11 protein-coding genes are annotated in these 14753 nt (G+C 57.1%); 5 read left to right on the forward strand and 6 right to left on the reverse strand.

The annotated features are described in order from the left end of the window. From xsc to ACUNV4_RS21065, 6 genes are all read right to left on the reverse strand, one after another. Nucleotides 1–1451: sulfoacetaldehyde acetyltransferase (gene xsc / locus ACUNV4_RS21040; RefSeq protein ID WP_430880587.1), on the reverse strand; the 1451-nt coding region annotated here is incomplete at its 3' end. Nucleotides 1452–1596: 145 nt separating this feature from the next. After that, nucleotides 1597–2187: a helix-turn-helix domain-containing protein gene (locus ACUNV4_RS21045; protein WP_430880588.1), complete on the reverse strand. Its 591-nt coding sequence runs from the start codon at nucleotides 2185–2187 to the stop codon at nucleotides 1597–1599. A gap of 164 nt (nucleotides 2188–2351) precedes the next feature. Continuing rightward, a complete protein-coding gene (locus ACUNV4_RS21050; RefSeq protein WP_430880589.1) occupies nucleotides 2352–3920 on the reverse strand; it encodes a BCCT family transporter in 1569 nt (522 codons plus the stop codon). 125 nt (nucleotides 3921–4045) lie between these two features. Beyond that, nucleotides 4046–5422, reverse strand: coding sequence for an NAD(P)/FAD-dependent oxidoreductase (locus ACUNV4_RS21055; RefSeq protein WP_430880590.1), 1377 nt, complete (start codon nucleotides 5420–5422; stop codon nucleotides 4046–4048). 139 nt (nucleotides 5423–5561) lie between these two features. Beyond that, entirely contained in the window at nucleotides 5562–5942 is a 381-nt protein-coding gene (locus tag ACUNV4_RS21060) for a nuclear transport factor 2 family protein (protein WP_430880591.1), read from the reverse strand. A gap of 869 nt (nucleotides 5943–6811) precedes the next feature. Next, on the reverse strand, nucleotides 6812–7825 hold the full coding sequence (locus ACUNV4_RS21065; RefSeq protein WP_430880592.1) for a LacI family DNA-binding transcriptional regulator: 1014 nt from the start codon (nucleotides 7823–7825) through the stop codon (nucleotides 6812–6814). Between the two features lie 306 nt (nucleotides 7826–8131). Here ACUNV4_RS21065 and iolG point away from each other — a divergent pair, with 306 nt between their 5' ends. The 5 genes from iolG to iolB all read left to right on the forward strand — a co-directional run bounded on the left by iolG (nucleotide 8132) and on the right by iolB (nucleotide 14725). Next, nucleotides 8132–9124 carry an inositol 2-dehydrogenase gene (gene iolG, locus ACUNV4_RS21070; RefSeq protein WP_430880593.1) on the forward strand — a complete coding sequence of 331 codons (993 nt, stop codon included), beginning with the start codon at nucleotides 8132–8134 and terminating at the stop codon, nucleotides 9122–9124. A gap of 124 nt (nucleotides 9125–9248) precedes the next feature. After that, complete coding sequence (locus ACUNV4_RS21075; protein ID WP_430880594.1) at nucleotides 9249–11156, forward strand: bifunctional 5-dehydro-2-deoxygluconokinase/5-dehydro-2-deoxyphosphogluconate aldolase; 1908 nt, start codon at nucleotides 9249–9251, stop codon at nucleotides 11154–11156. Then, a complete protein-coding gene (iolD, locus tag ACUNV4_RS21080; RefSeq protein WP_430880595.1) occupies nucleotides 11149–12993 on the forward strand; it encodes a 3D-(3,5/4)-trihydroxycyclohexane-1,2-dione acylhydrolase (decyclizing) in 1845 nt (614 codons plus the stop codon). Before ACUNV4_RS21075 ends, iolD begins: the two co-directional genes overlap by 8 nt. Further along, entirely contained in the window at nucleotides 12990–13919 is a 930-nt protein-coding gene (iolE, locus tag ACUNV4_RS21085; protein WP_430880596.1) for a myo-inosose-2 dehydratase, read from the forward strand. The genes iolD and iolE overlap by 4 nt, the downstream gene beginning before the upstream one ends. Beyond that, on the forward strand, nucleotides 13919–14725 hold the full coding sequence (gene iolB, locus ACUNV4_RS21090) for a 5-deoxy-glucuronate isomerase (protein WP_430880597.1): 807 nt from the start codon (nucleotides 13919–13921) through the stop codon (nucleotides 14723–14725). The genes iolE and iolB overlap by 1 nt, the downstream gene beginning before the upstream one ends. Nucleotides 14726–14753 lie beyond the last annotated feature (28 nt).

Here is a 14753-nt window from a genome sequence, read left to right on the forward strand (position 1 = left end):
AAGATCACCATGGTGATCGCCGGCCAGTCGTTACGGCCACAGGCCGTCATCTCGTTCATGGAGATACCGAAGGCACCGTCGCCGGCGAAACCGATGACCGGTACGTCGGGACAACCGATCTTGGCACCCAGAATCGCCGGAAAACCATAGCCACACGGTCCGAACAGACCTGGCGACAGGTACTTGCGGCCCTGTTCGAAGGTTGGATAGGCATTACCGATGGCGCAGTTGTTGCCGATGTCACTGGAGATGATGGCATCCTCGGGCATGGCATCACGGATCGCCAACCAGGCATTGCGCGGCGACATACGCTCGGGATCACGGCTACGAGCACGCTCGTTCCAGTCGGTACCCGGATCATCATCTTCATGCTCCATGGACACCAGTTCCTGGGCCCAGCGCTTCTTGGACTGATCCACCAGTGAACGTCGCTCGTCACGGTTGTTGTCGCCGGCGCTACCGGAGAGCTGGCTCAGCAGTTGCTCGGCGACACGCTTGGCATCGCCCTGGATGGCAACGGTGACCGGCTTGGTCAGTCCGATACGATCGGCATTGATGTCAACCTGAATCAGCTTGGCCTCTTTTGGCCAGTAATCGATACCGTAGCCCGGCAAGGTGGAGAACGGGTTCAGACGAGTACCCAGTGCCAGCACGACGTCAGCCTTGGCGATGATTTCCATCGCCGCCTTGGAACCGTTGTAGCCCAGTGGGCCCATGGACAGAGGATGACTGCCCGGGAACGCATCGTTGTGCTGGTAGTTGCAGCAAACCGGCGAATCGAGCTTCTCGGCCAGCCTGGCGGAGGCCTCGATGCCACCGGCCAGTACAACACCGGCACCGTTGAGAATGACCGGGAACTTTGCATCTGACAGTAGTTTGGCTGCTTCGGCAATGGCGCTCTCGCCGCCACGTGGACGTTCGATGCGAACCACCTGTGGCAGTTCGATATCGATGACCTGCGTCCAGTAGTCACGTGGAATGTTGATCTGCGCAGGACCGGCCAGGCGATGCGCCTGCTGGATGACGCGATTCAGCACTTCAGCGATACGCGACGGATCACGCACCTCTTCCTGATAGGCCACCATGTCTTCGAACAGAGCCATCTGTTCGATTTCCTGGAACCCGCCCTGACCGATGGTCTTGTTGGCCGCCTGCGGCGTGACCAGCAGCATGGGGGTGTGGTTCCAGTAGGCGGTTTTCACCGGCGTGACGAAGTTGGTGATACCCGGGCCATTCTGTGCGATGGCCATGGACATCTTGCCAGTGGCTCGTGTGTAGCCATCGGCGCTCATACCGGCATTGCATTCATGGGCGCAATCCCAGAACTTGATGCCCGCTGCGGGGAACAGGTCCGAGATGGGCATCATGGCGGAGCCGATAATGCCGAACGCATGCTCGATACCATGGCGCTGCAAGACCTTCACGAAGGCTTCTTCGGTGGTCATCTTCATTGTGTGATTTCTCTATCGCTTGCTGTAAAGACGCCCGCCCATACTGGCCGAGCAGGTTGAGGTTGAAAATGTTCGGATCAGCGGCTGATCGAATGCCTCCCCGAACCGTGGCGGTATCGGGGAGCTGATAGAATCTGGCTTATCCTCAATACACCGGTGGGGCGATCACCCAGAGGGCAATCGCAGGCTTCTTGTAGGGATTGGCCCAGCGATAGGGCTCATTCCTGATTCGAACACTGTCGCCGGGCCCTACCGTGAAAACGTCGCCATCAAACCAGAGATCCAGCTTGCCCGAAATGATGAAGCCTATTTCCTGAGTGGCACGTTGAATCGGTTCGGCAAGTGATGCACCGGCTTCGAACGTCGAGTGAAGTATCTCGAAATCATCGGTCAGATCCGGTGAAATCAGTTCTTCGAAAAGACCGTCACGCCGATGCTCCACGATGCGACGATTATCGGCCCTCACTATTCGGCCGGCTTCCTCTTCGCTCTCCGCTTCTGCCACTGTCAGCATGGCGAGAGGAGCGTCCAGCACCTTCGCCAATAACTCGACTTCCGCTTCGCTGACCTGTGAGATCCCGCGTTCCACCTGAGATACCCACCCCACTGACCGGCCGATGGCGGATGCCAACTCGGCCAGTGTCATCGAACGATTCTTTCGCAATGTTCTTAGATCGGCACCTGTCAGCACATTCGTCTCCTGCTCTGCATTCGTCAAAATGGTAACACTCGACATGAAATTCTCGAAGGGGTTTTCACCGTGACGGGCAGGAACAGGAATTTGGCAAGGTTTGTCAATCATGATCGATCTGACTGACACGCCAGGCGCAACGCAGATTGGCTGGCAGTGGCAGGCCTGTGCTGAGGTAGTCACTGGCTCAGGCTGACGTTTCCGCTGTATCAGAGGCGTCCTTCATTGGTCGCGACAAGCATTCTGTAGACAGACACCATGTACGCGATACCGACCAGAAAGAACGGAGCGCCGACCACGATCGCGAGAGCCCTGATGGCATCGAATCCTCCGGCAAGCTGGAAAACGATGCCCGTGAACCCGATGACACAGCCCCAGAGCAGACGCATGGAGATGCGGGGATTCTCATTGCCATTGGACACTTGCATGGCAACAAAGAAGGATGCAGAGTCGGATGTGGTTACCGCGAAGATGATCAGATTGAACAACACGATGACACTGAGCCACCAACCGCCTACCGGAATGGTGTCCAGAAGCGCGTAGATTCCGGATTCGGGGTTTGCCTGAACGCCGTCCCACAGGGGGGCGATCTGATTGACCTCGACATATCCCGCCGTACCGCCCCAGATGCTGAACCAGGCCACGGTCAGAACCATGGGGACCAGGATAACCCCGGAGATGAATTCGCGAAGCGTACGACCCTTCGAGATTCGGGCGATGAAGCCACCACAGAAGGGGATGTAGGAAACATACCAGAGCCAGTAGAACACCACCCAGCCACCGACCCAGTCACGCTGCTCGAAGTTGCCGGCATCGCTCCAGAAGGATAATCCCAGCACGCCACTGAAATAGTCGCCGAACATCTGGGTCGTCAGATTCAACAGGTAGCTGGTCGGGGCCGCGCCAAAAAACAGAATGGCAACCAGAACTGCGCCGGCCAGAATCATGTTGAGTTCGCTGAGCAGCTTGATGCCCTTTTCAACGCCGGTGGCCGCCGAGATGACATAGGCGATGATCACGACCAACATGACCAGAGCTTTTCCCAGGTCGCCCAGGTCCAGACCGAACAGCACGTTGAGACCGTAGCTGATCGAAGCGACACCCAGGCCGATCATGGTTGCATTGCCACCAATGGTGCCGAGAATCCCCAGGAAGTTGGCGATACGTCCCCAGACGCTGGTGTTGCTGCGCTCACCCAGAATCCCGTAGAGGCCGGTTGCCACTGTCAAGGGCTGACCCAGGCGGTATGCCGGAAAGGCAATGGCCCAGGCTGCAATGGCATAAAGCGCCCAGCCGTGCATGCCCCAGTCCAGCAGGGTCAGTTGGACAGCCTTGGCCACGCTGGCCTCCTGCCCTGTCACTCCCATATCCTCGACATGAGAGGAGGTATACATGTGATACAGCGGCTCGGCAACGCTGAAGAAAACGAAGCCGATACCCAGGCCGCAACTGAACATCATCGAGACCCAGGCGAGATAGGAAAACTCCGGTACTGCATCATCCGCCCCTAGCTTGAGCGATGCGAAAGGGCTGAATAGCAGATAGAAGCAGAATATCAGTGTCGCGCCGACGCCCAATAGAAAGCTCCAGCCAAAGTTCCTGATCAACCAGTCTCGCATGCCCGAGAGTGCAGCACCTGTTGCGTCAGGCAGGAGGTAGGCGCAAAGCATGATAGCGGTGTAGGCAATCAGAATTGGCCAGAAGAGACTGTGATCATATTTTCCGAACAGACCATTGGATACATCAAGGTCGTCCCGTATCGAATCGGTATTTGCCATAAGAAGTGTCACATCCTGTTTGTGCAGGGACAGACGCAGGCGCTCGCCCGTTGGTCATTCCGGCAGCATGTTCAAGTACGATGGTGAGTGGGGGAGTTGCACCCTCCCCCTGGGTGAATGGGTTGTCAGCCCATCTTGTCCAACACTTCGAAATAGCGATACAGGGCGTGCTGACCCAATCGACGGATCGGCCGAAGTGGATGAGCCGGGAGCGGTGAGTTGAAGATGGGAATATCCGATTCCTTGATGCCTTTCCCCGATATCAGGTTTGCAAGTTGCCGTGAGGCATAGGCCGAAAAGGAAACACCGTTGCCGCTATAGCCTTGCGCATAGAAGATCTGTTGCTTGCGATCCGGTTGCAGGACTCGAGGCATCATGTCATGCGAGATATCCATCCAGCCGTGCCAGAAGTACGGTGTTTCGATGCCTGCCAACGCCGGGAATTTTCGGGCAATGGCTTCACGGACAATCTGCAAGTGTTTGGGGTTCTGCGCATCAGCACCGCTGATGGAACTGCGTGATCCGATCTGCAGTCGCTTCTCGGGCAGATAACGGTAGTAATAACGAAGCTTGCGGGAATCCGTGAACATGATGTTGGATCGGAATCCGCAGGCCTCTACTTCATCATCGGTCAATTCGCGAGTCACCACTGAATTGGCCATGATGGGCATGTTCTTGAAGCGAGTCAGCTTGTGCAGATTGGGACTTGTATAGCCAGCAGTGCACACCCCCACCGAGCGGGCACGTACGGTGCCACCGGGTGTGCGCAGATAATGCAAGCCTTCCCTGCTTGTCCACTCCAGAACCGGGCTGCTGGTATGGATTCTCGCCCCCAGTCGACGGGCCACGCGGGCATAGCCGTAGCACAACTTGAGAGGTTGCACGGCGATACCCACCGGTTCCAGCATTGCACCGTGTGACTCCTGATCGCCGATGTATTGCTCGTGCACTTCGCCACGGCTGAGCATTCGCACCTCATAGCCCAGCAATTTGTTGCAAAGCTCGGTTTCACCTTTCAGATACTTGTAGGCATCCTGCGAATGTGCGATGCACATATTGCCTTCGCCGTGTGGGTCACAATCGATTTCCGGGTCTTCGGTCATGGATCGGAAGACTTCATACCCTTCCAGGCTGTTGGCGTGTAATCGGCGTGCCATGTCAAGACCCCATTTCCTGACCCAGTCACTACGACTCAAGCGTCCCCATGCCAGGTGTCCCTGCCCCCCATTGCGGCTGGTACAACCCCAGCCGATCTGATTGGCTTCCAGCACCACGGCCTTGACGCCATGCTCGCGGGCGAGAAACAGGGCTGTGGCCGTGCCGGTGAATCCACCGCCGATCAGAACGACATCGGCATCCATATCGGCATTGACGGGTCCATCATCCTCTGGAGGCGGGCCTGCATTATCGACCCAATAGGTGGGGGCGTACTCCACCCCGGTACCGGGGTTCTTGTCGTAGAGTGGATCGTAACCGGGATTATAGGGCTGTTTGGTTGACATTGAACTATCCATGGGGTGTGTGGTGAACAGACGACGTTGATACAGGCACCTGCCTTCCAATGGACAGGTGCCGGCCATGCAGACTCTCCCAGGGAGTCATGCTTGCAAAGTCGACGCTTTCGTGTGGGAGGCTTGTGCCTCAGATCGGATCCAGCAGTGGACGATTTTTTCGAAATGCCTGTTTACGAATGATCTTTCCATCCTTGATGGTGAACAGATCCACGCTATCGGCATGTTGTCGTCTGCCATCAGGATTGGTTGCAATGAAGGTGGTCTCTGATACCACTCGATCGTCGGATACAAGAAAATGGCTGCCGTTTTTCCATTGCACGTCGGGCATGGTCCCCCACGTGTTCTCGAACTGTTGCCTCACGGCATCTTTTCCTTCGATGCGCGTGCCGTAGGGCTCGGGGCCAGACACGGTGTCAAAGACAATGTCATCGTGAAAATATGGCATCACGGCATCTATGTCGTGACGATTGAATGCATCGAACAGAACGTCAAAGTCGTCCGCGGTCATGGGGATATTCCTCAAGTTTGGTTGTGGTTCAATCGCTCAGGAAGAGCGGTCAGGCACTACTCTCCCGTACAGAACGGTAATTGCCGTTCTGTATGGAGATTCGACCTGCAAGGGTCGGGGTATCAGGAAGATGGCTCGGTCAGGCGGGGACCGGCCAGTCTTCAGTCATTGATCAACTCACGGTAGTGGGTCTGTCGCAGGGTGGATTCGCCTTGAGGCGTTGCTGTTCTGCGCGGCAGACACCTTGTTTCAATTCACGGAAACAGGCTGTGTTGCTCATCTTGCGCGTGCGATTCACGTGACCCGAAAGGTCTTGGTGTTTCGTCTTCACGGTTTGTCTGCCCCCCGTTCCATGAAAGGATCGTATCAGTCGGTGAAAAAATAATATCAATTTTCATGAAATAAACAAACATATTTTCATGCAATTGAAGATTTGTAATGTTGGGGGCACTGCGACAGCCAGCGAGTTCGCCTCTGACAGGAGGAGGCAAGAGGCCAGACCATGAGCTTGAACCGGCGCGAAACCCCGGGTGGCCTGAATGCAGCTCACGCTGTTTTCACGGTTTCAGTCCGGTTCGCTGACATGGACAGGCAGTGTGGACCTGCCGGCAAGCTCCTGGTCGGTCTGTCACTGGACGCTTGCAGTAATGCAAGTCGTCATGCGACGACGCAATGTACCGACGTCATTGATTCGCGGTATCTCGATGATTTTCGATCAACAGCCCTGTCAGCAATTGGCCGCTTGTGCGTGTCGACTGCAGGCTCCCAAGGCACCGCATGGTCAATCACTGCCGTACGCGCAAACCACGAGCAATTTTCCAGGTCGCGCCGAAGGGTATGGATCGAACCTCTGTCGTGCGAGTCTGTGCTCAGGCACTTTCGCGAACGACGAGGCGTCCGATGAAACGGCTGAGCGCATCCGGATCGTACTCCCCTCTCAATACATCGACCAGGCCTTCTGCCATAGCCGTAATCGGCTGTCGGTATGTGGTCAGTCGATAGTTGGGGTTGGCAGCCACTGGGGTGTCGTCAAACCCGGTGACAGCGATGTCATCAGGCACTCGTAGTCCGAACTCGTGCCGTACGGCGTCAATGGCGCCCATGGCCAGTGCATCATTCTCGCAGACGAGGATATCCGGCCACTCTGAGCGCTCCAGACCAGACAGATAACGAGTGACTTCCCGGTATGCTATCTGAGGATCGTAGGTCTCGACAGGTGCAAATGCCGCTTGCTTGCCCTTGGCGTCCTGCCATCGTTTCAGGAAAGTTTCCTTGCGCATCAGGTGAGCGCTTTGTGTTTGCGGTCCAGCAATGAAAACGGGATGGCTGAACCCGCGGCTGATGACATGATCCGCGATGCTCTCCATCGCCGCCTTGTCGTCACAACACACGGAAATGGTGCCTGGGTCTGCCGAGTAGCGAGCGAAGAGAATCAGCTTCTTTACCTGTTGTGCTCCGCCCGCTGCCGCAAGAATGGATTCGCTGAATTGACTGCCAATCAACACGGCGGCATCGACACGGTGTTGTCGCGCATTCACCAGAGCCAGCGCGGCATCATCCTCATCCAGTGTGTTCACCAGTAGCGTGCCCCAGCCACTATGGCGCAGGATGCGCGTGAGCCGCTCCATCATGACAAGTTTGTGCGGGTTCGAAAAGTCATCGATGAGCAGCGATACCAGATTGCTCCTGTCAGATGCGAGGCTGGCGGCGATCAGATCCGGTGTATAGCCCAGCTGGTCTGCCGCTTCCAGAACCTTTCTGCGACTCTCTGACGAGATAGAGGCATCTGGTTTGAAGGCCCTGTTGACAGTCCAGCGCGAGACTCCAGCCAGTTCTGCAACGTCATTTGCGGTTATGGATTCGCGGAGTTTGTCCGGTTTCATGGTTGTTGTTGCACTGAATGCTGATCAATCGCTGATGTCCTGCACACCGGCCGAGTTCCGCTGAAGAGTCTGCCGTCGCCGACTACCGAAAGATAGTGCGACTCCGGTCATAGATCTGTCCCGTCATCGTTCTTTTCAGTTTACAGGGTATCGGTGTCTCTCTTTTGAAGCGATACGGTATCGCCCCGCATTCTCATCAACATTACCATCTTGCACGCGCGAGCAAAAACAGCTTGCACGCGCGTGCAAGATGGGGCATCATCACTCCCATGTTTGGATTTCACTAAAAGGAACGAGAGGAATATGTTGAGAGTAGGCCTTCTGGGTGCCGGCCGGATCGGCACCGTACATGCACAAGCCATCGCCGCTCACCGCGGCAGCACCTTGGCCGCCGTTGCCGATGTTGCCCCGGAGAGTGCCAAAAAACTGGCCGCTCTCCACGGCGCGGCAGCCCGCAGTGTGGATCAGATCATCGCCGATCCGGAGATCGATGCCGTCCTCATCGCGACCTCTACCGATACGCATTCCGATCTGATCGAGGCTGCCACCTCTGCCGGCAAGGCGGTGTTGTGCGAAAAGCCGGTGGATCTCAGCCTTGAGCGTGCCAGGGCCTGTCTGAAGGTCTCCAGTGCCAATGGAAAGCCCGTCATGGTCGGCTTCAATCGACGTTTCGATCCCAGCTTCGCCGCTCTCAAAGCCGCCTCTGTCGCTGGTGAAATCGGCAAGAGTGAATTGCTGTCCATCACCTCGTTCGACCCTGCCCCGCCTCCCGTCAGCTACGTCAATGTGTCCGGTGGCTTGTTCAGGGACATGATGATTCATGACTTCGACATGGCGAATTTCATCATGGGCGATCTACCCGAGTCCATTACGGCCATCGGGTCTTCCCTAGTCGACCCCGCCATCGGCGAAGCAGGCGATGTGGACACCGCCGTTGCAACCCTGCGCTATGCCGATGGGCGTATTGCCGTCATCAAGAACTCTCGACGAGCCGCTTACGGCTACGATCAGCGCGTAGAGCTTCTCGGTTCGGAAGGTCAGCTTCAGGTCGTGAATGTGCCCGAAAACTCACTTGTCAAGAGCACCAGTACCGGTGTCATCAACGCCAGGCCTACCTACTTCTTTCTCGAGCGCTACATGCCGGCCTATGATGCTGAATGGGCCGCTTTCGTCGACGCGGTCATCAACAACAAGGCTCTGCCAATCACTCTGGAAGATGGGGTTGCCGCGTTGGCAATGGCCGAAGCTGCGACGACATCGATGCAGACAGGTCTGCCGGTAAGACTGGCAGACGTTTGATTGTCAGCCAGCCCGGAGATTCCAGGATTGGCCGGGCTGGCAGCGCGTCGAGCTGCCTGTAGTCGATCAGCAGCTTCAGCAAATACGAATACTCACCTAATCTGATTATCAGCCGAGAACGGATGTGAAAAAACTTGATCTTGTTACGATTGGTCGTTCTTCAGTAGACCTGTATGGCGCTCAGGTTGGCGGCCGCCTCGAGGACATGCGCTCGTTCGACAAGTACATTGGTGGCAGCCCCACCAATATCGCCTGTGGTACGGCCCGACTCGGGCTGAAGTCGGCGGTCATCACCGGTGTCGGTGATGAACACATGGGACGCTTCATCCTTGAAGAACTGGAGCGCGAAGGTGTCGACACACGCGGCGTCAAGGTGGATGCCGAGCGTCTGACAGCATTGGTATTGCTGGGCATACGTGACCAGGAACAGTTCCCGCTGATCTTCTATCGTGAGCAATGTGCGGACATGGGGCTGACGGTCGACGACATCGATCCGGCACTCATTCGCGATGCTCGTGCAGTCGTGGCCACGGGTACTCACCTGAGTCATCCGCAAGTGGAAGCGGCGACTCTCAAGGCATTGGATATTGCCCGTCAGGAAGGAATGCAGACCGCGCTGGATATCGACTATCGCCCCAACCTCTGGGGAGTTGCGGGTCATGGTGAGGGGGAGAGCCGTTTCGTGGCTTCCGATCAGGTAACGGCCAAGCTGCAGTCGACTCTGCATCTGTTTGACCTGATAGTCGGCACAGAAGAAGAATTTCATATTGCCGGTGGAACGACGGATACGATAGCGGCGCTAAAGGCGGTTCGAGCCGTCTCGAATGCCGCTCTGATCTGCAAGCGTGGAGCCGCTGGCGCGGTTGCGTTTACGGGTGACATTCCGGACACGCTGGATGATGGCGAAAGCGGTCCTGGCTTTGCCATTGAAGTCTTCAATGTGCTGGGAGCCGGAGATGGCTTCATGTCCGGTTTACTCAAAGGCTGGCTTGACGGTGAAGACTGGCCTACCGCTCTGAAGTACGCGAACGCCTGCGGTGCATTTGCTGTCAGTCGACACGGTTGCACACCGGCCTACCCCAGCTGGCAAGAGCTGCAGTTCTTCTTCGAGCGAGGCATAAAGCAACCGGATCTGCGCAATGACGTGGCGCTTGAACAAGTTCACTGGGCGAGCAACCGCCATCTGGACTGGCCCTCGGTCAGAATCTTTGCATTCGACCACCGAATACAGCTGGAAGAGCTGGAAGGCGCTACCAACGAGAAAATCGGCCAGTTCAAATTGCTGTGCCTGGACGCCGCCAACAGGGTCGCACAAGGTCAGCCCGGTTACGGCCTGCTGTGCGATGAGCGCCTCGGTCGTGATGCCCTCTATCGGGCTGTCGATACCCCGTTGTGGATCGGTCGTCCGGTTGAATGGCCGGGTTCACGCCCATTGACTCTCGAGCCCGGTATCGGACCGGATTATGGTGGATTGTCCGAATGGCCTCGGGACCAGGTCGTGAAAGTATTGTGTTTCTGCCACCCGGATGATGATGAGGCAACCTGGGCCGATCATGAAGCGACCATCGTGCGTCTCTTTCAGGCCTGTCGTCGCAATCGTCTGGAGTTTCTGCTGGAAGTCATCCCATCGAAGGTCGCAGCGGTCAACGACACCACGACCGCACAGATCATCGAGCGCTTCTACGCCGCCGGTGTTTATCCCGATTGGTGGAAGCTGGAACCCATGACTACGCCGGAAGCCTGGCAGCAGGCCATTGATGCGATAGAACGGCATGACCGGAATACTCGCGGCATTGTCGTACTGGGCCTGGGCGAAAGCGAAGAGAAGCTGGCCGAGAGCTTCGACATTGCGGCCCGTTATCCGCTGGTCAAGGGGTTTGCCGTAGGACGAACCATCTTTGCAGACAGCGCCAGCCGATGGATGCGAGGCGAACTCTCTGATAAGGACGCGATAGCCACCATGGCAGACAACTACCGACGACTTTGCACGCTCTGGGACAAAGCGCTGGCACGAGGAGACTCACATGAGTAAGACGATTCGACTTACTGCGGCTCAGGCCATGGTGCGCTACCTGGGTGCGCAGCTGACGGAAGATGGAACACCCTTCATTGCCGGCGTCTGGGCCATCTTCGGTCACGGCAATGTCGCTGGCATTGGTGAGGCATTGTACGGGGCACGCGAAACCCTGCCGACGTGGCGTGGCCACAACGAGCAGACGATGGCGCATGCCGCCATTGCCTATGCCAAGCAACTGCGCCGCAGCCGTGCAATGGCGGTGACCTCATCGATTGGTCCCGGTGCCACCAACATGGTGACTGCGGCAGCGCTCGCGCATGTCAACCGTCTGCCGGTGCTGCTGATTCCGGGTGATGTCTTTGCCAACCGCGGGCCGGATCCGGTGTTGCAACAGATCGAGGATTTCAATGACGGCACCATCAGTGCCAACGATGTATTTCGGCCGGTCAGTCGTTACTTCGATCGCATCATGCGTCCGGAGCAGTTGTTGACGGCGCTGCCGCGAGCCTTTCGCACGCTGACAGACCCTGCCGATTGCGGACCGGTGACGCTGGCCTTCTGCCAGGATGTACAGGCGGAAGCCCATGACTTCCCCCTGTCCTTCTTCGAGCCCACGGTCTGGCACCGCCGACGTATCCGCCCGGATGAAGCCGAGCTGCAACGGGCAGTCGATGCGATTCGCTCGGCAACTCACCCGGTGATTGTCGCCGGCGGCGGCGTGCATTATTCGGATGCCACTGCTGCGCTGCTGGAATTTTCCGAGAAGCATCAGGTGCCGGTTACCGAGACGCAGGCAGGAAAGTCTGCGCTGGCATGGGACCATCCACTCAACCTCGGCCCCATTGGTGTGACCGGTGGCGAAGCGGCGAATGCGGTATGTGCCGAGGCAGATCTGATACTGGGTGTCGGCACGCGCTTTCAGGACTTCACGACCGGCTCCTGGTCTCTGTTCTCGAACCCTGACCGTACGGTGATCAGCCTCAATACCGCGGCGCACGACACCGCGAAACGCGGTTCCATGCCCTTGCAGTCGGATGCACGGGTGGGCCTGAATGAGTTGTCGGAACAACTTGGTTCACATCGCTTCGATGCACCTGCTGAGTCTCTGAAAGCGGATTGGTTCGGGAAAGTGGACGTGCTCACTGATGCACCAGCGTCATCGCCAACAGACACCAATGCCTTGCCCACAGACATGCAGGTCATCGGTGCCGTGCAACGTGCCTCCCATCAGGACACAGCGGTCATGTCTGCTGCCGGGACCATGCCCGGAGAGCTGCACAAGCTGTGGAAAGCCCCCCGTCCGGGCGCTTATCACATGGAATACGGTTTCAGCTGTATGGGGTATGAGATTGCAGGTGCCATGGGTATCAAGATGGCCGAACCTGATCGTGACGTCATCTGCTTCACTGGCGATGGAACCTACATGATGGCCAATTCGGAAATGGCAACGGCGGCGATGATGGGCATCAGTTTCACCGTGGTTGTTACTGATAACCGCGGCTATGGATGTATCAATCGCTTGCAGATGGGCACGGGAGGCGCCGAGTTCAACAATCTGCTCGAACACGCCATCCACGAGCAGCCGTCGCGCATCGACTTCGTGCAACACGCCAGCTCCATGGGCGCAACGGCATTGTCGGTATCCAGCATCGGCGAGCTGGAGGAGGCTCTGGACAGACGAGCGGACATCAAGGGTCCCTATGTGATCGTCATCGACACTGACCCATACCCCTCTACCCCGCATGGCGGTACCTGGTGGGATGTCGCGGTCCCTGAGGTGAGCGAACGAGAAAACATGAACGAGATTCGAGCTGCCTACGAGGCTGCAGTGACAGATAGAAAAACACGATGAGCATAAAAATCGGTATTTCCCCAATTTCCTGGCAAAACGACGATCTGCCAGAGCTGACTGCCGCCTACACCATGGAGCAGGCACTGCAGGAAGCACGCAAGATCGGCTACACCGGGGTCGAGCGTGGTCGACGCATGCCACAGGATACGGAAGGCCTGCGCAGCTACCTGGCTGACAATCAGCTGGCCTTGTGTGGCGGTTGGTGTTCCGGCAATCTCATGAATTCATCGGTTGCCGATGAAAAGCAGATGATCTCACAGCAAGTCGAGCAGTTTGTGGCTCTGGGTTCTCCGTGCATCGTCTACGCAGAGTGTTCCAACACCGTTCAGGGCAATCAGTCGGTTGCCGTGAACGATCGGCCCAAGCTGACGCGAGACGACATCTTGAGCTATGCCGCCAAGTTGTCCGAGCTGGCAAGCTGGACAGCCAGCCAGGGGCTGGTATTGGCTTACCACCACCACATGGGCTCGATGATCGAGGATCAGGACGATGTGAACTGGTTGATGGAAGGCAGCTCGGATGACGTCACCTTGCTCTTTGATACAGGCCATCTGCATTTTGGTGGCGCTGATGTACTCGGCACACTGGATACCTGGGGTCATCGCGTACACCACGTGCATTTCAAGGATGTGCGAGAAGATGTCATGCAGCGAGCTCGACGCGAGAACATGAGTTTCCTCGATGCCGTGATAGCAGGCGTGTTTACCGTACCGGGTGACCCGCAAGGTTGCATCGATTTTCAGGGTGTTACCGACCTGTTGCGCAAGCAGGACTATGCGGGCTGGATTGTCGTTGAAGCCGAGCAGGATCCTGCCAAGGCGCCACCCTATGAATACGCCAACATGGGCTATGAGCATATCGTCAGGATCTGCCAGAAATCAGGGCTCATGATCAACACCAACAAGCAAGACCAGGAGTCGATCTGATGTCAGTATTGTTGAAAAAACCCTTCGGGAATCATGGCAAGGTCCATGAGATAACAGCCACCAGCGCCGGTTGGCGCTATGTCGGATTTTCTCTGTATCGATTGCGTGCCGGCGAAACAGCCAGCGAAGCCACGGGCGACAGAGAAGTGATTCTCGTCATGGTGGAAGGCAAGGCCGAGATCAACGGCGCAGGCCAGCACTGGGGCGTACTGGGCAACCGCATGAATGTCTTTGAAAGACTGGCTCCGCACTGCCTGTATCTGCCCAACGATACGCAATGGGATGCGAAAGCCGAGACCGACTGCGTCATTGCCGTGTGCACTGCGCCCGGCAAGGGCGGGCATGAAGCACGCAGGATAGGCCCTGACGGGATCACGCTGACCGAACGCGGCAAGGGTTCCAACAAGCGCTATATCAACAATATCGCCATGGAGAACGAGGATTTTTGCGACTCCCTGCTGGTCACGGAAGTCTTCACCCCCGCCGGCAATTGGTCGTCCTACCCCAGTCATCGCCATGATGAGGATGATTTTCCCCGTATCACCTATCTGGAAGAGACCTATTACCACCGCCTGAATCCGGCAAGCGGATTTGGTGTGCAACGGGTATATACCGACGATGGCTCACTGGATGAGACCATGGCCGTAGCCGATGGCGACGTCGTACTGGTGCCGCGCGGGCATCATCCCTGCGCCGCACCACACGGATTCGACATGTACTACCTGAACGTGATGGCCGGCCCACTGCGCAAGTGGCGCTTTGTTCCAGCTCCGGAAGTCGAGTGGATTCTCGAGCGCGACGCCTGAAGGCATACACGCTTCGAATCACTGAACG

The organism is Granulosicoccus sp. 3-233 (assembly GCF_052681095.1).

Bases quoted from the DNA above. Each gene is read 5' to 3' on its own strand.
- iolD (WP_430880595.1), top strand. From the start codon at position 11,149: ATGAGTAAGACGATTCGACTTACTGCGGCTCAGGCCATGGTGCGCTAC.
- ACUNV4_RS21060 (WP_430880591.1), bottom strand. From the start codon at position 5,942: ATGACCGCGGACGACTTTGACGTTCTGTTCGATGCATTCAATCGTCAC.
- ACUNV4_RS21050 (WP_430880589.1), bottom strand. From the start codon at position 3,920: ATGGCAAATACCGATTCGATACGGGACGACCTTGATGTATCCAATGGT.
- iolE (WP_430880596.1), top strand. From the start codon at position 12,990: ATGAGCATAAAAATCGGTATTTCCCCAATTTCCTGGCAAAACGACGAT.
- ACUNV4_RS21065 (WP_430880592.1), bottom strand. From the start codon at position 7,825: ATGAAACCGGACAAACTCCGCGAATCCATAACCGCAAATGACGTTGCA.
- ACUNV4_RS21045 (WP_430880588.1), bottom strand. From the start codon at position 2,187: ATGTCGAGTGTTACCATTTTGACGAATGCAGAGCAGGAGACGAATGTG.
- ACUNV4_RS21055 (WP_430880590.1), bottom strand. From the start codon at position 5,422: ATGTCAACCAAACAGCCCTATAATCCCGGTTACGATCCACTCTACGAC.
- iolB (WP_430880597.1), top strand. From the start codon at position 13,919: ATGTCAGTATTGTTGAAAAAACCCTTCGGGAATCATGGCAAGGTCCAT.